This is a genomic window from Saccharomonospora xinjiangensis XJ-54, assembly GCF_000258175.1.
GTDB lineage: Bacteria > Actinomycetota > Actinomycetes > Mycobacteriales > Pseudonocardiaceae > Saccharomonospora > Saccharomonospora xinjiangensis.
Genome location: NZ_JH636049.1, coordinates 3,604,463 through 3,622,754 on the forward strand (window position 1 = coordinate 3,604,463; position 18,292 = coordinate 3,622,754).

An 18,292-nucleotide genomic window follows, 5' to 3' on the forward strand; every position below is an offset into this window, starting at 1 on the left:
GGGCACAGGATAAGCAGCATTCGGCCACCGTGCGTGAGGAAGTGCCCCGCACGGGGGGTGGACGCCTCGCCCCGCGCGGGTGTCGTGCTCAGCGCATCGTGAGACGTTCCAGCAGAAATGCGCGCAAGGCATCCAGATCGGTGTCCACGGCCGTGTGTACCGTGGTGCTTGCCGTTGTTGTGGTCGCGCCGTCGGTGTCGGCGCGCAACTCGGGCCGCCGCTGATCGACGACGGTCGCTCCGCGCGAAGGCCCGAACGAGGTCTCCACCGCGACGGGCACCGCTACGGTGCGCAGGATGCCCGGCCGGATCACCTCCGCGACCGCCACCGCGTCGTGGATCACCATTCCGTCCCAGCCCAGCGCCTTGCGGTAGTGGGCGAGGTAGTCGGGCGTCAGCGCCGTGAGCGCGGCCCCCACCGGGCCGGAGGCCGTCAGCGCGTCGAGCCATTCGAGGTCAACGGCGCAGCGGTAGGTGAGGTCCATCGGCACCAGCACGCACGGCACCTCGCCGCCCGTGAGCACACGGTGAGCAGCCTCGGGGTCGCTCCAGATGTTGAACTCGGCCGCAGCCGTGGTGTTGCCGTGCAGCAGAGCGCCGCCCATGATCACCACCCTGGCGATCTTGTGGTGCAGGTCGGGCCGGACGCTCAACAGCGACGCGATGTTGGTCAGCGGCCCGATGGGCGCGATCGTCACCGGCTCGTCGGACTGTTCGAGCAGCCGCGACAGCAACCACACTGCGCCTCCTGCCTCGACAGGGCGTTCGGCCTCGGGCAGGGCAGCGGAGCGGCCGGAGAGTCCGTCGGCGCCGTGCGCGTAGCGAGCGCGGTGAGGATGTTCGTGCACGAGAGGGCGGGCAGCGCCCTGCGCGACCGGCACGTCGCCGCGCTTGCACAGCGCGAGCAGCCGCCGCGCGTTACGGGTGGTGGTCTCGACGCCGACATTGCCGAAGACCGTGGTCACGCCCAGTAGGTCCACATCGTCGCTCAACGCTGCGAGCGCGATGGCGAAGGCGTCGTCAACGCCGGGGTCGGTGTCGATGATGAGCTTGGTCGTCACGTGCCGCACTCCCTCGTTTTCCGGTGCGACAGACACGCTACCGTCACCATATGACGTCGATGTGGGGTTCTCCCGTGCTCTCGCGGGCGCAGGCGTGGCGCAAGGCGCGGCGCGATCCCCGGCAGGCGCGGTTCCTCACGGCGGCCTCGCTGCGCTGGGTATGGCGCAATCGCGCCTTCACCCCGTGGTATCTGGTGCGTTACTGGCGGCTGCTGAAGTTCCGCATCGCGAACCCGCACATCGTGCTCAGGGGCATGGTGTTCCTCGGCCGCGACGTCGAGATCCACTGCCGCCCCGGATACGGCCGCCTCGAGATCGGGCGGTGGGTGCACATCGGCGACGGCAACGCCATCCGCTGCCATGAGGGTTCGTTGCGCATCGGCGACAAGGTCGTGTTCGGCAGGCAGAACGTCGTGAACACCTACCTCGACATCGAGATCGGGGCCGCCACGCTCGTCGCGGACTGGGTCTACATCTGCGACTTCGACCACGTCACCACCGACATCACTCTGCCGATCAAGGATCAGGGCATCGTGAAGTCGCCCGTACGCATCGGTCCCGACACGTGGATCGGCACGAAGGTGTCGGTGCTGCGAGGCACCCGGGTCGGAAGGGGTTGTGTGCTGGGAGCGCATGCCGTGGTGCGTGGCGACATCGCCGACTACGGCATCGCGGTGGGCTCGCCTGCCAGGGTGGTGCGCGACCGGAGGGCCGACTACGAGGCCGACGCCGAGCGACGCGAAGCCGTGAAGGACATGGCGCGCAAGGCGAACAAAGCCCTGAAGAAGACGCTCGGCGAGCCCGAGCCCTGACCGAGACGCATGGTGCCGTGTCCTCAGTCTGTGCACGGGTGTTTGCAGTTTGTGCACGGGTGCTCGCATCGCACGGCGCAGACACGCGTGCAGGAAGTGCGGACACGAGACGCATCGTGCCGTGTCCTCAGTCTGTGCACGGGTGTTTGCAGTGTGGGAACGACGTCCGTACACGAAGTGCCAACATGCGTGGGAGAACTGCGGACACGGTGGTCAGTGGCGTGGGGCCTGCCTGGTTCTGATGTGCGCTCGTTCCCCCTGCTTGCCGAACAGGCTGAGCACTTCGACGCTGCCCCGGCCCGTCGAACCGAACCAGTGCGGGTGCTGGGTGTCGAACTCGGCGACCTCCCCCGGACCGAGCACCACGTCGTAGTCACCGAGCACGAGCCGCAGCCGTCCGCTGAGCACGTAGAGCCACTCGTACCCGGTGTGGGTGCGGGGGAACGGCTCGCACTCGCGCGCGGGAATCGTCAGCTTGTACGCCTTGGGCTCTCCCTGAGTCCTTGACAACGGCACGATGACGCGGCCTTGCGCCCTCCTCGGTTTCTGCGGCATGCGCGGATCGACGATGCTCGGCGCGGCGACGATCTCGTCGAGTGGCACCGCGAGGGCGGCCGCGATCGGCAACAGCAGTTCGAGACTCGGCCTACGGTGGCCGGTTTCGAGCCGGGACAGTGTGCTCTTCGAGACGCCCGTGCGGCGGCTCAGTTCGGTGAGGGAGACGTTCCTCTTCTCCCTCACCCGGCGCAGACGAGGGCCGATCTGGTCCAGGGTCGCGTCGATCGCGGGATGCGGCTGCATGGGTGCCAGGACAGCAGGCTGTTCCGGTTTTGGCAACGTTCGTTGCTGCTTTGTCCCGAGATCGGCCACCGTCGTCCACCGGAGGTGACAGTGGTGGACAACCATCGTGATGTTGTGATTATCGGAGCCGGTGCCGCCGGTCTGAGCGCAGGGCTGGTTCTCGCGCGTGCTCAGGCCGACGTGGTGGTGGTCGATGAGGGAAAACCCAGGAACGCGCCGGCCGCGCACATGCACGGATTCCTCTCCCGTGACGGCGTGGCTCCCTCGGAGTTCCTGGCGAAAGGACGGGAGGAACTCGCCCGGTACGGCGGCGATCTGATCGGGGCACGGGTCGTCGAGGCGACCAGGGCGGACAGCGGGTTCACCGTCGTGCTGGACACAGGCGCGATCATCCACGCCCGCGCCGTGCTGGTCGCCACGGGATTGACCGACGAGCTGCCCGAGATCGAGGGCGTCCGTGAGCGGTGGGGGTCGGAGGTCCACCACTGCCCGCACTGCCACGGGCACGAGGTGCGGGGACGCGGACTGGTGGTCATCGGCGGCGAGGTGCTCGCCGGGACCCTTCACCAGGCCGCTCTGCTGCGCCGATTCAGCAACAGGGTGACCCTGTGCCCGCACAGAACGGACGTCTCCGAGGACGACCGCGCCCGCCTGCGCGCGTTCGGCGTCCGGATCGTGGACGGCATCGTCACCCGGCTCGTGGGCGATGACAGCGGTGGCGGTCGGTTGATCGGGGTCGAACTCGCCGACGGCTCGGTGCGGGAGTGCGACGCGGTGTTCGTCGCGCCACGACCATGCCCGAACGACGCGGTGCTTCGCGCACTCGGCTGCGCGTCCGACGACGTCACGGGGTGGGTGGCGGCCGACGCGACCGGAGCGACGAGCGTGCCGGGTGTCTGGGCAGCGGGCAATGTGATCAATCCCCGCGCACAGGTGATCACGGCGGCCGGCCAGGCCTCGGCCACCGCGATCGCGATCACCGCCTGGCTGCTCGACGGCGATGTCACCGCCGCTGCGGTGAGGGCGGAAACGAGCGGGCAGGAGCGCCGATGACTGTCGAGACCGCACCACGTTCCGGCCTTCGCGGGCGGCTGCTGCCGCTCGGGGTGTATCTGCTGTCGTTCAGCCTGTTCGCCATGGGCAGTGCGGAGTTCCTGCTCGCCGGTGTGCTTCCGGAGGTGGCGGCCGACATCGGGTTGAGCCTCGCCACGGCAGGTGGGCTGATCACCGCGTTCGCCGTCGGGGTGGTGATCGGCGGCCCTCCGTTCGCCGTCCTCAGCCTGCGCTGGCCTCGCCGCACTGCCCTTGTGCTGACGCAGCTCGTTTTCGCCGGTGCCATCGCGGCAGGGATGCTCACCGGCGGGTACACGGCGCTGATGGTGACCCGCTTCGTCGCCGGAGTGGCTTATGCGGGCTTCTTCGCCGTCGCGGCCGTCACCGCCGTCGGGCTGGTCCCTCCCGACCGCGCCGCCCGTGCCTCAGGCGTCGTGGTCAGCGGGCTCAGCCTGGCCATGATCCTCGGCGGACCGGCAGGAACGTTGATCGGCTACCGCGTGGGCTGGGAGGGAGGTTTCTGGCTCGTCGTGGCGCTCACCCTCGCAGGCGCTGTTGCCGTCGCCGTCGCGATGCCCCGCACCGCAGCCGGGACCGACTCCGACGTGAGGCGTGAACTCCGCGCGATGCGGCGACCGCGACTGTGGCTCGTCTACGCGGCCACGCTGCTGAGCACGGCGTCGTACATGATCACGTTCAACTATCTCGCCGAGATTCTGACCGGCGTGACCGGCGTTCCTGAGATGTGGATCGCGGCCGTCCTCGTACTGTTCGGAGTCGGCGCGTACATCGGGCTGGCCATCGGAGGGCGCATCGCCGACCGGCGACCCCACCACGCCCTCATCGTGGGATCACTCGGGATCGCGGGCTGCTCGGTGTCGATCGCTCTGCTCGCCGAGCATACGATCGCGGTGGTTCCGCTCGTCTTGCTGCTCGGGGTGGCGGGCTTCGTGCTTAACCCCGCCGTGTACGGGCGGGTGTTCACCATCGCCGCCGACGCGCCCACTCTGGCCGGCGCGACCACGGTGTCGGCCTTCCAACTCGGCATCAGCGTTGTGCCGCTCCTGGCGGGTGCCGCGTTGAGTGCCGGAGCGCCCAGCACGGCCGTCGCGTGGATCGGCGCGGGGCTCGCGGCGCTCACCGTCCCCGTTGTCCTCGCCGAGCGTGCCGCGAAGGGGCAGACGGTCTGAATGGACCAGGCCCGCAGGCTGCCGGTGTGGGTGCAGCCTGCGGACCGGCGTACGAGAAGTGCAGACACGCGTGCAGGAGGTGCGGACACGAGACGCGGGGTGTCGTGTCCGCAGTCTGTGTGCGGGTGTTTGCACTTCGCGGCGCGGGCACGCATGCGGAAAGTGCGGACCGGCGTACGAGAAGTGCGGACACGCGTGCAGGAGGTGCAGACACGCGTGCAGGAGGTGCGGACACGCGTGCGGGAAGTGCGGACACGGCTGTTATTCCGGTTTCGGCACCGCTGGGTACGGGACGAAGGTGCTGGTGTTCTCGTCAACGGTGAGGCGCTTGCCGATGGTGGGGAAGGCCCGTTGCGGGCAGGCCGGGCGTTCGCACACCTTGCAGCCCATGCCGATGGGCGTTGCCGCGGTCTTGTCGTCGAGGTTCAGCCCCGACGAGTACACGAGCCGGTGCGCATGCCGCAGCTCGCAGCCGAGTCCCACCGAGAACATCTTCCCAGGGCTGCCGTAGCCGCCGATGTTGCGGGAGATCGTGCGGGCGATCCAGAAGTAGCTCTTGCCGTCGGGCAGGGTGGCCACCTGGGTGAGCACCTTCCCGGGGCGGGTGAACGCCTCGTAGACGATCCACAATGGACATGCGCCGCCCACGCGGGAGAAGTGGAACCCCGCCGCCGACTGGCGTTTCGACATGTTGCCCGCGCGATCGACCCTGACGAACGAGAACGGGATACCGCGGAGCTTGGGTCGCTGCAACGTCGAGAGCCGGTGGCAGACGGTCTCGAACCCGACGCCGAAGTGTTCGCACAGCAACTCGATGTCGTAGCGGAAGCGTTCGGCGGCGCCGTGGAAGTCCCGGTAGGGCAGGATCAGCGCACCCGCGAAGTAGTTCGCAAGGCCGACCCGCGCCAGCGATCGCGCGGGAGGACCGGAGAACGCCCACGAGTCGGCGAGTTCGGTGATGAGGTCGTCGTATTCGAGCAGGGCGATCTGTGAGGCCATCCGGAACGCCTGCTGTCCGATGCGCAACGTCGGCGCCATGCGGAGGATCCTGGCGCCGGGTTCGTAGCGGTGCTGCTCGCCTGCCGCGAGGTCGAGCCCCTCCGTGGTGACGGTGACGCCGTACTTCTCGGCGAGGCGCTCGCGAAGGCCGTTGCGGATCTCGTCCCGCCGGAGCCCCAGCTCCTGATACATCTTCTCGGCGCGTTCGTCCAGCTCGGCGACGTAGTTCTCGCGCTCGTAGAAGAAGTCGCGAACCTCCTCGTGGGGCAGTGGTGCCGCGGCGCTGCCGTGGGCGCCCCTGCCGTCCTCGGTGACGAGCGCGGCGGTGGTCTCCACGGCGTTGCGGTAGCTGCGATGGAGTTTGACCAGCGCCTCGGCCACCGAGGGCAGGTTCTTCGCGAGGTCGTTGATCTCACCGGGGGAGACGGTGGCGCCGATCGACTCGTCGAGCAGCGCCTCCCTGACGTCGGCGACGAGCCGGGAGGTGTCGTTGTCGGCGAAGAACTCGGCATCGACGCCGAACGCCTCGGTGATGCGCAGCAGGACCGGCACCGTCAGCGGACGGGTGTTGTGTTCGATCTGGTTGAGGTAGCTGGGGGAGATTTCGAGCAGTCTGGCGAGGTTCGCCTGGCTCATCGAGCGGCTCTCCCGCAGATGACGCAGCCGTGCGCCTGCGAAAGTCTTGTCCACTGAATCGAGTCCTTCGCGAAGGAATTCCTGTCCGGGAACGGTCAAGATCCCGGAATCCACCGGGCTGCGAACCACGCTGTTCACAACGTTCGCAAGATGCTACGGGAAATTCGCACAACTTCGCAAGTTGGAGCTCTGGTGTCGTTTGCGCAGGCCGTGTCATCGTTTTCGTTAACAGGCGATTGATCGCAACGTTCGCAAAGTTGGAGTGAGAACGATGACCGAGAAGCAGACCCGCTTGGAGCAGGAGGCGGCGGCCCTTGAGCGGGAGTGGGAGACCAACCCCCGCTGGAAGGACGTGAAGCGCTCCTACTCCGCCGAGGACGTGGTCAAGCTGCGCGGTAGCGTCGTCGAGGAGCACACGCTCGCCCGCCGTGGCGCCGAGAAGCTGTGGAACCTGCTCCACACCGAGGACTACATCCACGCTCTCGGTGCGCTCACCGGTAACCAGGCCGTTCAGCAGGTCCGCGCGGGCCTGAAGGCCATCTACCTCTCGGGCTGGCAGGTCGCGGCCGACGCCAACCTGGCAGGCCAGACCTACCCCGACCAGAGCCTCTACCCTGCCAACTCCGTGCCCGCCGTGGTCCGGCGCATCAACAACGCGCTGACGCGCGCCGACCAGATCACCTGGGCCGAGGGCAACACCGACATCGACTGGTTCGCGCCGATCGTCGCCGACGCCGAGGCAGGCTTCGGTGGCCCGCTGAACGCGTTCGAGCTGATGAAGGGCATGATCGCCGCTGGGGCCGCGGGCGTGCACTGGGAGGACCAGCTCGCGTCCGAGAAGAAGTGCGGCCACCTCGGCGGCAAGGTGCTCATCCCGACCAAGCAGCACGAGCGCACCCTGAACGCGGCCAGGCTGGCCTCCGACGTGCTGAACGTCCCCTCGCTGATCGTCGCCCGCACGGACGCGCAGGCCGCGACGCTGCTCACCAGCGACGTTGACGAGCGCGACCAGAAGTTCCTGACCGGTGGCCGCACCTCCGAGGGCTTCTACGAGGTGCGCAACGGCATCGAGCCGTGCATCGAGCGTGGCCTCGCCTACGCCGAGTACGCCGACCTGCTGTGGATGGAGACCTCCACCCCGGACCTCGACGTCGCACGCAAGTTCGCCGAGGCGATCAAGGACAAGTACCCGAACCAGATGCTGGCGTACAACTGCTCGCCGTCGTTCAACTGGAAGAAGCACCTCGACGACGCCACCATCGCCAAGTTCCAGCGCGAGCTGGGCCACATGGGCTACAAGTTCCAGTTCATCACCCTGGCCGGTTTCCACGCGCTCAACTACTCGATGTTCGACCTGGCCAAGGGCTACGCGAACGAGGGCATGACCGCCTACGTCGATCTGCAGGAGCGCGAGTTCGCGGCAGAGGACCGCGGCTACACCGCCACCAAGCACCAGCGCGAGGTCGGCACCGGCTGGTTCGACCTGGTGAGCACCGCACTGAACCCGGAGAGCTCCACCACGGCGTTGACGGGCTCCACCGAAGAAGCGCAGTTCTAAACAGGACTGCGTCACCGGCCCGAAGGGGACGAGACATGGCTGACACGATGAACGGCAGGCTGCGCATCGCCGGTCCCATGCGGGAGCGCTACGACGAGATCCTCACTCCGGCCGCGCTGGAGTTCGTGGCGAAGTTGGACAACGCCTTCGCGGGGCGCCGCAGGGAACTGCTCGACGGGCGACGTCGGCGCAGGGAGCGGCTCGCCGCAGGGGAGGAGGCGCTGGGATTTCTGCGCCAGACACGGTGGATTCGCAACGACGAGTCCTGGCAGGTCGCCCAGCCCGCCCCCGGTCTTGAGGACCGCAGGGTGGAGATCACCGGACCGCCCGAGCGCAAGATGACGGTCAACGCGCTGAACTCGGGTGCGAACGTGTGGCTCGCCGACTTCGAGGACGCGACATCGCCGACGTGGCACAACATCGTGTCGGGCCAGCTCAACCTGTACGACGCGATCCGGCGCAACATCGACTTCACCGACCGGGGCAAGCGGTACGTGATCGGCGACGAGCCTGCCACGATCGTCGCGCGGCCGCGAGGCTGGCACCTGGTGGAGAAGCACATCCGGATCGACGGCCGTCCCGTGTCGGCCAGTCTCGTTGACTTCGGGCTCTACTTCTTCCACAACGCACGGCAGTTGCTCGCGAGGGGCAGCGGCCCGTACTTCTACCTGCCGAAGCTGGAAAGCCACCACGAGGCACGGCTGTGGAACGACGTGTTCCGCCTCGCGCAGGACGAACTCGGGGTTCCGAGGGGAACGATCAGGGCGACCGTGCTGATCGAGACGATCACCGCGGCGTTCGAGATGGACGAGATCCTCTACGAGCTTCGCGAGCACGCGGCCGGGCTGAACGCGGGCCGGTGGGACTACATCTTCAGCATCATCAAGACCTTCGCCTCGCACGGCGCGGACTACGTCCTTCCGGACAGGGCGCAGGTCACGATGACGGTGCCGTTCATGCGGTCCTACACGGAGTTGCTGGTGCGTACGTGCCACAGGCGTGGCGCGCACGCGATCGGCGGGATGGCCGCGTTCATCCCGAGCAGGGACCCCGAGGCGAACGCGACAGCTCTGCGCCAGGTCCGGCAGGACAAGGAACGGGAGGCTGGCGACGGCTTCGACGGGTCGTGGGTCGCGCACCCCGGTCTGGTGCCGGTGTGCCGTGAGGTGTTCGACGAGGTGCTCGGCGGGTGGCCCAACCAGCTCACCAAGCTGCGGGAGGACGTGGTCGTCGAGGCCGAGGACCTCCTCAATGTGGCCGGTGCGGGTGGCGAGGTCACGGAGCAGGGTGTCCGGTCGAACATCAATGTGGCCCTGCGCTACATCGATGCCTGGTTGCGCGGCACGGGTGCGGCGGGCATCTTCGGGCTGATGGAGGACGCCGCCACGGCGGAGATCGCCCGTTGCCAGGTGTGGCAGTGGGTCCGCAACGGAACGAAACTCGCCGACGGAACGGCCGTCACGGCGGAGCGGGTGACCGACTGGCTGGACGCCGAACTCACCGACGTGCATGCGGACCTCGGCCAGCCGAATCGCCTCGCCGACGCCCGTGAGATCTTCGTGGAGACGGCGTTGTCGGAGAAGCTGCCCGGCTTCTTCACCACGGGTGCCTACGCGCGGTACCTGACGACCCCGAGCTGACCGCCTGGCTGCCGGACACGGCCGGAGGTCATCGTGGAGCCGTGGAGGTCGCGGCACCGGTCATGCGGTGCTCGCGGCCTCCACGGCTGCATCCGGCTCAACGGGCGGCCGTGGCGATGGCGGCCTCCGCGCAGGCGCGGCCGGTGCGGGCCGCGTCGAGATCGCCGGTCACCGCCGCCATCACGATGGCCCCTTCCACCAGGACGGCGAGCTGGGCGGCGAGTCCGTCCGGATCGGACACGTCGAGCGAGCCGGTGAGCTCGCGGAGATAGTCGCCGACGGCTTTCTTGTGAGCGCGGGCGGCTTCGGCGACGACGGGCGAGACTCCGCCGAGTTCGCCGAACGAGTTGACGAAGGCGCAGCCCCGGAACTCGGGCCTGCGGAACCACTCCGACAACCAGTCGAACACGGCGAGAACCGCGTGCCTTCCCGAGCCGCCGTGCTGCCGCACGTACTCGGCCAGTTCCTCGCGCCAGCGTTCGTCCCGCCGCCTCAGGTAGGCGGCCACGATGTGGTCCTTGGACGGGAAGCACTGGTAGAGCCGCTTCAGCGAAACCCCTGAGCGGGATCGGATCGCGTCCATGCCGACGGCCTGGATGCCGCGCTCGTAGAACTGCTCGTCGGCCGCGTCCAGTACGCGATGTGTGGCTTCCCTGACGTCCATGGCTCCACTCTGGCACGGAGAACGATCGTTCTCTAGTATGGCGTCATGACATCACGCCCACCGTTCCCGCCGTTCGACGAACACACCGCCGCGCAGAAGGTCCAGGCCGCCGAGGACGCCTGGAACACCCGCGACCCCGAGCGGGTCGCTCTCGCCTACACGCCGGACTCCGTGTGGCGTAACCGCGACCGCCACGTGGTCGGCCGCGACCAGATCGTCGCGTTCCTCACCGAGAAATGGGAACGCGAACTCGACTACGCGCTCCGCAAGGAACTCTGGGGTTTCCGGGGCAACCGCATCGCGGTGCGCTTCCAGTACGAATGCCACGACCGGCAGGGGCAGTGGTATCGCAGCTACGGCAACGAGTTGTGGGAGTTCACCGACGACGGTCTGATGCGGCGCAGGGAGGCCAGCATCAACGACCACCCGATCGACGCTTCGCAGCGCCGCATCTTCGGGCCTCGCCCGGAAAGTGAACGAGGTCTGCTGCTGCCGGTGTTCTGATCAGTCTTCGGACGCGGGGCCGGAGGGGCGCACCACGGGCGCTTCCGGCCTCGCGGGACTACGGCTCGAAGGCGTTCCCCGTCGCGATCTTGGGACGGCCGAGTGACTGCGGCGAACCTGCCTTCGTACGGCGGTAGACCCTGACGGTCTCCTCGGCGATGCGTGACCAGTCGAAGTCCGCCGCGAGCCGGGAGCGTGCCGCGTGCGCCCGGCGGGATGCCGCCTCGACGTCGGCGAGGACGGCGTCCACAGCCCGCACTATTCCCTCGACGTCCCCCGGGGCGAAGGCGAGCCCGGTCTCACCATCGACGACGAGTTCGCCGAGCCCGCCTGCCGTGGAAGCGACAAGGGGAGCCTGTGCGGCGGCCGCCTCGAGAGCGACGATGCCGAACGGCTCGTAGCGGCTCGGCAGCACCACCGCGTCGGCCGAGGCCAGCACGGCACGCAGGTCGGCGTCGGGAAGGTGGCCCACGAAATCGACAGCCTCGTCCACGGTGAGCCGCGCCGCCTGAGCCACGAGTTCCTCGTGGTGCCTGCCCGCACCCGCCACTACGAGCCGAGTTCCCGGGTGTCGCCTGCGGATCTCGGGGAGCGCGTCGAGCAGGTCCTGCACGCCTTTCTCCCATTCGAGGCGCCCGAAGAACAGCAGCAGCGGCCCCTCGGGGCTGTGAGTGGCACGCACTTCGGCGACGTCGTCGCGCGCTACCCACCAGTCGCGTTCCTCGATGCCGTTGTGAATGACCGTGATGGTCTCCTCCGGCACCTCGAACAGGTGCGCCACCTCGCGGCGCATCGCCTCGGAGCAGGTGATGAGCGCATCGACCCTGTTGGCGAGCCACCACTCGACCGAGTGGATCTGCTGATTGAGCGGGTGGGACAGCCAGCCCGAGTGCCTGCCCGCCTCCGTGGCGTGGATCGTGCCGACGAGCGGAACGCGAGCAGCCTCGGCGAGTGCGATCGCGGGCTGGGTGACGAGCCAGTCGTGGGCGTGAACGACCTCGGGCTTCCAGGTACGGAACAGCTCCGTTCCCGCCCTGATCATGGCGTGTCCCATCGAGAGCGTCCACGCCACGAGGTCGCGCTCGAAGGTCACGTGCAGGGGGTCCTCCGCGACACGGACGAGCCGCACGCCATCGACGACCTCGTCGGTCGTGGGATGCGTCTCCGCGTCGGTGCCCGCGGCGTGCCTGCACAGCACGACCACCTCGTGGCCACCGCGCGCGAGGTACCTGGCCAGCGCGTGGACATGCCGGGCGAGTCCCCCGACCACAACGGGCGGGTATTCCCACGACAACATCAGCACGCGCATAGGCCGAGGTTACTCACCGGTCGCTTCGCGGGCGGCGCCCAGCCCCGTTTGTGTGCCAGCATCGAAAGACGATGAGCGCACACCTGACGCAGGAGCCGCAGGCTGGCTCGGACGGGACAGCCGGAACCGTGGTGACGACAACGCCGTGGACCTACCAGGTAGGCCCCGGCAACGCCCATCCCGAGCATCCCCGCCCGCAGCTGACGCGCCCCCGCTGGCTCACACTGAACGGTCTCTGGGACTACGTCGGTCGCGACGCGGGCGGCGTGGAGCATCGGGGTGAGGCCATCCTCGTGCCGTTCCCGCCGGAGTCACTGCTGTCGGGAATCGGCAGGCGCGACGAGAACCTGTGGTACCGGCGCACCTTCGACGTTCCCGGCGAGTGGCTCGGCCAGGGCAGCCGGGTGCTGCTGCACTTCGGTGCGGTGGATCAGATCGCCACCGTATGGGTCAACCACCAGCTGCTGGGCCGTCACGAGGGCGGCTGCACGGCGTTCACCGTGGACATCACCGACGTGCTGCGGCCCGACGCCGCTCAGGAGGTCGTGGTGCGCGCCGACGACGAGGGCAACCGGGGCACCTTCGCGGTCGGCAAGCAGGCGAACCAGCCCGGCGGCATCCTCTACACCGGATGCTCGGGCATCTGGCAGAGCGTGTGGCTGGAGTCGGTCCCCGCCGTGCACGTCACCGACCTCGACCTCGAACCGGACCTGCGGGGCTTCGATCTCGTGACGCACGTCGCCTTTCCCGAGACGGGCGCGGATGCGGGTGTGACGGTGGACGTGTCCGTCACCAGCGGAGGCGAGCAGGTGGCGTCCGCGCGAGGCAACCCAGGGCAACGGCTGCGTCTCGACGTCGCGGACCCGCTGGTGTGGACTCCCGATCACCCGCACCTCTACGACCTCACGGTGCGATTGATCGACGGCGAGGGCGGTGTGGTGGACGAGGTCGCGAGTTACACGGCGCTGCGCACGGTGCGCGTCGGTTCCGACGGTGAGGGACCGCCGCGCATTCTGCTGAACGACCGGCCGGTGTTCCTGAACGCCCCGCTCGACCAGGGCTACTGGCCCGACGGCCTCTACACCGCACCCACCGACGAGGCGCTGCGGTTCGACCTCGAACGCATCAAGGCGCTCGGCTTCAACAGTGTGCGCAAGCACGTCAAGGTGGAGCCGATGCGGTGGTACCACTGGGCCGACCGGCTCGGATTTCTGGTGTGGCAGGACATGCCGTCGCTTCCGGTGGTGCTCGACAACCCGCCCGGCCCGCAGCCGCCGCCCGTCGAGGTGGCGCGTGCGCGGTTCGAGGCGGAGCTTCGAGCGATGCTGCACCAGTTGCGCAACGTGCCGTCGATCGTCGTGTGGACGGTGTTCAACGAGGGGTGGGGCGAGTACGACACCGTCCGCATCGCCGAGGAGGTGAAGGCCGTTGACCCGAGCCGCCTCGTCGTCGCCGCGAGCGGCGTCAACTGCTGCCATTCGCACCCTGATTCCGGGGCAGGTGACGTGTACGACGACCACACCTACGTGGGTCCAGGTCGGCCCGAACTCGCCCCCGGCGATCCGAGGGCGATCGTCGATGGCGAGTACGGCGGCATCGGGCTCGTCGTCGAGGGACACGCGTGGCCCGGCGAGCCGATGGCGTACGAGATGGTGGGCGACCGCGACCGGCTCACCGCGCGATACGTGGAGCTGAGCAGGGAACTGGAGGCCCTGGCGCGAGATCGGCTCTCCGGCGCCGTCTACACCCAGCTCACCGATGTGGAGAACGAGGTGAACGGCCTGCTCACCTACGACCGCAGGGTGGTGAAGGTGGACGTGCCGGTGGTGGCCGGCCGCAATCGTGCCGTCATCGCCGCCGGGTCGGCGGACTGAGCAGGTCGCGCGCGTCGAGGTGCCCGAAGGGCGACGCCGTGGCACGACAGCCGTCGGCGAGTGCTCTCGCGTCCGGCCGTCCCGCGCGCAGCGCCTCCGCGAGGCGGTCGAAGCGTTCCGTGTGCTCGCTCGCCCTCCTGCGCGCGTAGTCGGCCGCGGAGTCCTTGGTCACCATGAACGCCCAGTCGCTGGACAGCGCGAGCAGTGCCTCGGTGACGGCCTGGTCTGCCACGAGGTCGCGTGCCGAACCTCGCACCGGAAGTGCCAGCAGCCGTTGCTGGAGCGCCGTGTTCGCCCGCACCATGTCGGCGACCTGCTCGCCGTCCCACACACGCCAGTCCTTGCCCGAGCCCCACGACGAGGCAGGCAGGTCAACGGGACCGCCGAGGTGACCGGCCTGGAGGGCCCCGCGCAATGTCGTGACGCGCACACCGGCCTCGGGCAGCGCGCGCAACACCGCTTCGAGCCACTGTGGACCCTCGTACCACCAGTGGCCGAACAGTTCGGTGTCGTAGGCGGCCACGACGAGTCCGGGGCGCCCGTGCTGGCCCCGCAGTGAGCGAAGCCTGCGCACGACGGTCTCGACGAAGTCCTTGACGTGCAGGCGCAGCGCGTCCGCCGCGAGTGCGGGGTCGTAGGGGGCCTTGTCCTCGGGCGCGACGTGCTTGCCCGTCACGCGCGACGGTTTGAGTCCGACCTCGTGCGCCCAGGTGTGGAAGTCGCGGTAGGCGCCGTGACCCGGATACCCGGCTTTCGGCGACCACACCCGGTAGGTCACGTCGAGGTCCCTGCCGAAGCACACGACGTCCGAGTCGGCGACGGTGCGGGCTGTCGCGGTGTCGCCGCGCAGGGACGGCCCGTCCACCAGAAACCGGCGCACGCCCGCGTCGGCGTAGTCGCGTTCCATGCCGGGCGCGTAACCGCATTCGGGCGCCCAGATCCCTTCGGGGCGATGGCCGACCCGCAGTGCCGTGTCCGCGAGCCCGGTCCGCAGCGCGAACGCACGCACCCGGCTGTCCAGCAACGGCTGGAAGGGGTGAGTGGCGGGGCCGCCGAGCAACTCGATCACTCCGGAGTCCACCAGCGGCCGCAGGACGGGTGAGAACCCGTGCCGCCATCGGCCCTCCGCTTCGGCCAGCACCCGGTGTGCGGCGCGGTGTTCGGCTGCGGCGAGGTCGGACAGCAGCTCGTCGCCGCGCCACAGTGTCGCCGCCTGCTGGGCCCGCAGGGTCCAGTGGCCGAGCCACTCGTGAAAGGCACGCAGGGTGTAGGGGTCGTCGAGCTGTGCGGCCAGCACGGGAGTGACGCCGAGCGTGAGGACGTCGCGACGACCCTCATCCGCGAAGCGGTTCAGCAGTTCCACGAGCGGCACGTAGGAGTGCGCCCACGCCTGGTAGAGCCATTCCTCACCGACGGGCCAGCGGCCGTGATGGGCGAGCCACGGCAGATGGCTGTGGAGGACGAGGCAGAACGTGCCCTCTGCGCCGGGCTCGGCCGCGGCGCCGGTCATGGCCGCACCGCCACGGCGAGAAGGTCGAGGCTCGCGTCGAGATCACGCTCGCCGATCGCGAAGTCGTCGGCGGTGACGGCCGCGACGTCGGCGAGCAGCTCGTCAGGCCATGTGGCCTGCCCTGGCAGGCTGCCCATGACGACGGCGAGTTGCGCTTCGATGATCGAGCCACCGTGCCGCCGGTCGAGTGCGGCGAGCGCCGGCCCGTGGTGGACGCCGTGGAGGAGCCGCACCTCGAAACCGGCCCCGCGCAGCAGGTCGTCCAGTTCGGACGGTGAGAGTTCCCTGGTGTGGTACGGGTTCAACGGCGTGTCGGAGTCCGGGGTGAAGGTGAGGCGGTTGGGCGTGGTGATGAGCAGCCGCCCGCCAGGTCGCAGCACCCTGCGGCATTCGGCGAGGAACCCGGCCTGGTCCCAGAGGTGTTCGATCACCTGGAGGTTGGCCACGACGTCCACGGAGCCGGTGGCCACGGGCAGGAACGCGAGGTTGCCGCGCACCACGTCGAGCTCCGGATAGCGCGCCGCCACGTGTGCCGTGGCCGGTTCGTCGTAGTCGAGCGCCAGTACCGTCCGCGCGTGCCGGGCCAGCAGCGCCGCGCCGTAACCCTCCCCGCACCCGGCCTCCAGCACCACCGCGTCGCGGCAGTACGGCGCGAGCGCGTGGTAGGCGGCCTCATGCCTGCGGAACCAGTAGTTCTCTTCGGGCACGCCGGGGGCTGTCCGTTCTCCGGTGAGGTGGAGACCGGATGTCTCACCTGCGGTCATGGATGACACTCGTGCGCCCTCCTGGCTGCTCGATGGTCCGTACAGCGTCGTTCTGGGGTCGTTCTGGGGTCGTTCTGGGTGGAAACTACATGCTCGGCAACCTGGCCGAGGCGCCGAGACAGTGGGCTCCCGGACTGTCGAACGGCACCGTATCCGACGTGCGGCGGCCGGGTGGTCAGCATGGAGCGAACCTGGCCGGGTCGGGCGCAGAACGCGACTTCGGTCACGTCATCGAGCTCATCGCCAGGGCGGCAGGTCAACTTTCTCGGCTGCGTGACGCGACAGCGAGCGTCCGCTCCACGAGGCACATCGGTGTGGTCGAGAGGACCGCAAAGATCGGCTGGATGGCGGCGGGCGAGGGCGTGGTCTTGACCTCCACCGCGCTGGAGGAAGGAGAGTGGTCGGCAGTCCCGGAAAGGGGCGACCACGACGAAGGAGACAGACGATGAGGCCCGAGGTTGCCGGCGTTTCCGTGCCGCAGGACGACGTGGACGCCATCGTGGCGTTGGTCGCCCGCGTCGAGCACGCCCAGCAGCACGCCGATGCCGACGAGTTCCTGCGGGTCTTCCGCGAGGACACCATCTGGACCACCGCTCACGGAAAACGGCTCATCGGTCTCGACGAGATCGGCACCTTCACCCGCGCGGTGCTGCCCCCGACGGCTGCGCAGCCGGTGACAGCGACCTACGAGGCGCAGTACATCCTCTTCATCCGACCCGACGTCGCCGCCGTCAAGATCCGCCAGCGGCCTGTCACCCGCGACGGCCACCCGCTCGACGAGATATTCCACGGGCACGCCGACCCTGCCGCGCTCGCGGCGGAGAAACCCGATGCCGTTCCGGGGACTCCGCTGTACGTGCTGGCGAAGGACGGCGGCGAGTGGAAGGTCGCCGCGGCGCAGAACACTAAAGTGATCGATCCCGACGTTCTCGCCAAGAGGTGAGGGAGCAGGTCAGGGCACCGGCGCGACCGTGATACCGATGGCGCCGGGCCCGGCGTGCACGGTGATTCCGGTGCTGGCGTTGACGAGCATGATGTCGTTGAGGCGAGGAATCCTGCGGCGCAACTGCTCCACCAGCATCATTTCGCGGGCCGAGGGCGTCACGGACGCCACGGCGACATCCACGACGTCCTCGCCAGCCTCCTCGACGGCGAGGTCGGTCAGTCTGGCGAGTGCTCTGTGCGTACCGGACACCTTCGTCAGCGGGGCCACCTCGCCGTCTCGCACGGTGAGCAGCGGTTTGATGGCCAATGCGCTGCCCAGCAACGCCGAAGCCGCGCCGATGCGCCCGCCCCGGCGCAGATACTCCAAGGTGTCCACGTACATGAGTTCCCTGCTGGCGCGGTAGCGCCGGTCGGCGACTTCCAGCACGCGCGCGGGCCCGGCGCCTGCCGCGGCGGCACGCGCCGCAGAGAGGGCGGCGAACCCGAGGCTCATGCCGGTGGTGGCGCTGTCGATCACATGGACCGGGACCCGCACCTGCTGGGCCGCCTGTCGCGCCGCGTCCGTCGTGGCGGAGAGACGGCGGGAGATGTGCAGACTGACCACGGCGTCCGCGCCCGCGCTCACCGCGTCCTGATATGTCCAGAAGAAAGCGCCGGGATCAGGGGGGCTCGTCGTGACCGGCCGGTTCGCGCGCAATGCCTCGACCAGTTCCGCCCTGTCGAAGCGGGACTCGTCGTCGGTGCGTCCGTTCGCCTGGATCTGGAGTTGGACGACGGAGATCCCCCATTGGGCGGCCAGTTGCCCTGGCAGGCAGGCTGTCGAGTCTGTGATCACTGCTACTGGCACGTCGGCAGGGTAACGGCTCCGAACACCCATTAGAAGCAGCGCATTGCGACTTTCGGCGCACGCGTCGTTTCTCGGTGTGGTCGCCACTGCGGCGAGGAAATTATTGGGACGATGGTCCCGTTAATT

General features: G+C 68.8%; 17 protein-coding genes. 9 read left to right on the forward strand and 8 right to left on the reverse strand.

The genetic code is table 11. The annotated features are described in order from the left end of the window. Nucleotides 1–88: 88 nt before the first annotated feature. Complete coding sequence (locus SACXIDRAFT_RS16405; protein WP_006239727.1) at nt 89–1,060, reverse strand: nucleoside hydrolase; 972 nt, start codon at nt 1,058–1,060, stop codon at nt 89–91. A gap of 50 nt (nt 1,061–1,110) precedes the next feature. Here SACXIDRAFT_RS16405 and SACXIDRAFT_RS16410 point away from each other — a divergent pair, with 50 nt between their 5' ends. After that, nucleotides 1,111–1,872, forward strand: coding sequence for an acyltransferase (locus tag SACXIDRAFT_RS16410; protein ID WP_006239728.1), 762 nt, complete (start codon nt 1,111–1,113; stop codon nt 1,870–1,872). 213 nt (nt 1,873–2,085) lie between these two features. On the opposite strand, the gene SACXIDRAFT_RS16415 is transcribed toward SACXIDRAFT_RS16410, so the two are convergent. Further along, entirely contained in the window at nt 2,086–2,673 is a 588-nt protein-coding gene (locus tag SACXIDRAFT_RS16415; protein WP_006239729.1) for a helix-turn-helix domain-containing protein, read from the reverse strand. Between the two features lie 114 nt (nt 2,674–2,787). Between SACXIDRAFT_RS16415 and SACXIDRAFT_RS16420 the strand changes: the two genes are divergently transcribed. Further along, nucleotides 2,788–3,726, forward strand: coding sequence for an NAD(P)/FAD-dependent oxidoreductase (locus SACXIDRAFT_RS16420; RefSeq protein WP_232285319.1), 939 nt, complete (start codon nt 2,788–2,790; stop codon nt 3,724–3,726). Then, nucleotides 3,723–4,916 carry an MFS transporter gene (locus SACXIDRAFT_RS16425; RefSeq protein ID WP_006239731.1) on the forward strand — a complete coding sequence of 398 codons (1,194 nt, stop codon included), beginning with the start codon at nt 3,723–3,725 and terminating at the stop codon, nt 4,914–4,916. Before SACXIDRAFT_RS16420 ends, SACXIDRAFT_RS16425 begins: the two co-directional genes overlap by 4 nt. A 261-nt stretch (nt 4,917–5,177) precedes the next feature. Here SACXIDRAFT_RS16425 and SACXIDRAFT_RS16430 read toward each other — a convergent pair whose 3' ends face one another. Continuing rightward, the gene (locus SACXIDRAFT_RS16430; RefSeq protein ID WP_006239732.1) at nt 5,178–6,605 is read right to left on the reverse strand and encodes a short-chain fatty acyl-CoA regulator family protein; all 1,428 of its coding nucleotides are present in this window, start codon (nt 6,603–6,605) and stop codon (nt 5,178–5,180) included. 217 nt (nt 6,606–6,822) lie between these two features. On the opposite strand from SACXIDRAFT_RS16430, the gene aceA reads away from it, so the two are divergent. Both aceA and aceB read left to right on the forward strand, forming a co-directional pair. Beyond that, on the forward strand, nt 6,823–8,109 hold the full coding sequence (aceA, locus tag SACXIDRAFT_RS16435; RefSeq protein WP_006239733.1) for an isocitrate lyase: 1,287 nt from the start codon (nt 6,823–6,825) through the stop codon (nt 8,107–8,109). Between the two features lie 35 nt (nt 8,110–8,144). Next, entirely contained in the window at nt 8,145–9,749 is a 1,605-nt protein-coding gene (aceB, locus tag SACXIDRAFT_RS16440) for a malate synthase A (RefSeq protein WP_006239734.1), read from the forward strand. A gap of 97 nt (nt 9,750–9,846) precedes the next feature. Here the strand turns inward: aceB and SACXIDRAFT_RS16445 are convergent, their stop codons facing one another. Then, nucleotides 9,847–10,413 carry a TetR/AcrR family transcriptional regulator gene (locus SACXIDRAFT_RS16445; RefSeq protein WP_006239735.1) on the reverse strand — a complete coding sequence of 189 codons (567 nt, stop codon included), beginning with the start codon at nt 10,411–10,413 and terminating at the stop codon, nt 9,847–9,849. A gap of 45 nt (nt 10,414–10,458) precedes the next feature. Between SACXIDRAFT_RS16445 and SACXIDRAFT_RS16450 the strand changes: the two genes are divergently transcribed. Then, nucleotides 10,459–10,917, forward strand: coding sequence for a nuclear transport factor 2 family protein (locus tag SACXIDRAFT_RS16450; RefSeq protein ID WP_006239736.1), 459 nt, complete (start codon nt 10,459–10,461; stop codon nt 10,915–10,917). A gap of 58 nt (nt 10,918–10,975) precedes the next feature. On the opposite strand, the gene SACXIDRAFT_RS16455 is transcribed toward SACXIDRAFT_RS16450, so the two are convergent. Beyond that, on the reverse strand, nt 10,976–12,226 hold the full coding sequence (locus tag SACXIDRAFT_RS16455) for a glycosyltransferase family 4 protein (protein ID WP_006239737.1): 1,251 nt from the start codon (nt 12,224–12,226) through the stop codon (nt 10,976–10,978). Between the two features lie 71 nt (nt 12,227–12,297). On the opposite strand from SACXIDRAFT_RS16455, the gene SACXIDRAFT_RS16460 reads away from it, so the two are divergent. Then, nucleotides 12,298–14,100: a glycoside hydrolase family 2 protein gene (locus SACXIDRAFT_RS16460; protein ID WP_006239738.1), complete on the forward strand. Its 1,803-nt coding sequence runs from the start codon at nt 12,298–12,300 to the stop codon at nt 14,098–14,100. Here the strand turns inward: SACXIDRAFT_RS16460 and SACXIDRAFT_RS16465 are convergent. Next, complete coding sequence (locus SACXIDRAFT_RS16465; RefSeq protein ID WP_006239739.1) at nt 14,075–15,610, reverse strand: 1,4-alpha-glucan branching protein domain-containing protein; 1,536 nt, start codon at nt 15,608–15,610, stop codon at nt 14,075–14,077. The two genes, SACXIDRAFT_RS16460 and SACXIDRAFT_RS16465, sit on opposite strands and share 26 nt — an antisense overlap. Beyond that, nucleotides 15,607–16,374 (reverse strand): class I SAM-dependent methyltransferase, encoded by a 768-nt coding sequence (locus SACXIDRAFT_RS16470; protein ID WP_040922227.1) that lies wholly within the window; start codon nt 16,372–16,374, stop codon nt 15,607–15,609. The genes SACXIDRAFT_RS16465 and SACXIDRAFT_RS16470 overlap by 4 nt, the downstream gene beginning before the upstream one ends. Before the next feature lie 89 nt (nt 16,375–16,463). Here SACXIDRAFT_RS16470 and SACXIDRAFT_RS16475 point away from each other — a divergent pair, with 89 nt between their 5' ends. Together SACXIDRAFT_RS16475 and SACXIDRAFT_RS16480 are read left to right on the forward strand one after the other, a co-directional pair. Continuing rightward, nucleotides 16,464–16,823, forward strand: a complete 360-nt coding sequence (locus tag SACXIDRAFT_RS16475; protein ID WP_006239741.1) for a hypothetical protein — start codon at nt 16,464–16,466, stop codon at nt 16,821–16,823. Then, nucleotides 16,820–17,317 carry an SgcJ/EcaC family oxidoreductase gene (locus SACXIDRAFT_RS16480; protein ID WP_006239742.1) on the forward strand — a complete coding sequence of 166 codons (498 nt, stop codon included), beginning with the start codon at nt 16,820–16,822 and terminating at the stop codon, nt 17,315–17,317. Before SACXIDRAFT_RS16475 ends, SACXIDRAFT_RS16480 begins: the two co-directional genes overlap by 4 nt. A gap of 9 nt (nt 17,318–17,326) precedes the next feature. On the opposite strand, the gene SACXIDRAFT_RS16485 is transcribed toward SACXIDRAFT_RS16480, so the two are convergent. Further along, nucleotides 17,327–18,196, reverse strand: a complete 870-nt coding sequence (locus SACXIDRAFT_RS16485; RefSeq protein WP_006239743.1) for a DegV family protein — start codon at nt 18,194–18,196, stop codon at nt 17,327–17,329. Between the last annotated feature and the right edge of the window lie 96 nt (nt 18,197–18,292).

What these genes read in the sequence shown, in the direction of transcription:
- SACXIDRAFT_RS16410 (WP_006239728.1), top strand. Translation starts at nt 1,111, where the DNA reads ATGACGTCGATGTGGGGTTCTCCCGTGCTCTCGCGGGCGCAGGCGTGG.
- SACXIDRAFT_RS16415 (WP_006239729.1), bottom strand. Translation starts at nt 2,673, where the DNA reads ATGCAGCCGCATCCCGCGATCGACGCGACCCTGGACCAGATCGGCCCT.
- SACXIDRAFT_RS16425 (WP_006239731.1), top strand. Translation starts at nt 3,723, where the DNA reads ATGACTGTCGAGACCGCACCACGTTCCGGCCTTCGCGGGCGGCTGCTG.
- aceA (WP_006239733.1), top strand. Translation starts at nt 6,823, where the DNA reads ATGACCGAGAAGCAGACCCGCTTGGAGCAGGAGGCGGCGGCCCTTGAG.
- aceB (WP_006239734.1), top strand. Translation starts at nt 8,145, where the DNA reads ATGGCTGACACGATGAACGGCAGGCTGCGCATCGCCGGTCCCATGCGG.
- SACXIDRAFT_RS16445 (WP_006239735.1), bottom strand. Translation starts at nt 10,413, where the DNA reads ATGGACGTCAGGGAAGCCACACATCGCGTACTGGACGCGGCCGACGAG.
- SACXIDRAFT_RS16450 (WP_006239736.1), top strand. Translation starts at nt 10,459, where the DNA reads ATGACATCACGCCCACCGTTCCCGCCGTTCGACGAACACACCGCCGCG.
- SACXIDRAFT_RS16455 (WP_006239737.1), bottom strand. Translation starts at nt 12,226, where the DNA reads ATGCGCGTGCTGATGTTGTCGTGGGAATACCCGCCCGTTGTGGTCGGG.
- SACXIDRAFT_RS16460 (WP_006239738.1), top strand. Translation starts at nt 12,298, where the DNA reads ATGAGCGCACACCTGACGCAGGAGCCGCAGGCTGGCTCGGACGGGACA.
- SACXIDRAFT_RS16465 (WP_006239739.1), bottom strand. Translation starts at nt 15,610, where the DNA reads ATGACCGGCGCCGCGGCCGAGCCCGGCGCAGAGGGCACGTTCTGCCTC.
- SACXIDRAFT_RS16470 (WP_040922227.1), bottom strand. Translation starts at nt 16,374, where the DNA reads ATGACCGCAGGTGAGACATCCGGTCTCCACCTCACCGGAGAACGGACA.
- SACXIDRAFT_RS16475 (WP_006239741.1), top strand. Translation starts at nt 16,464, where the DNA reads ATGCTCGGCAACCTGGCCGAGGCGCCGAGACAGTGGGCTCCCGGACTG.
- SACXIDRAFT_RS16480 (WP_006239742.1), top strand. Translation starts at nt 16,820, where the DNA reads ATGAGGCCCGAGGTTGCCGGCGTTTCCGTGCCGCAGGACGACGTGGAC.
- SACXIDRAFT_RS16485 (WP_006239743.1), bottom strand. Translation starts at nt 18,196, where the DNA reads ATGGGTGTTCGGAGCCGTTACCCTGCCGACGTGCCAGTAGCAGTGATC.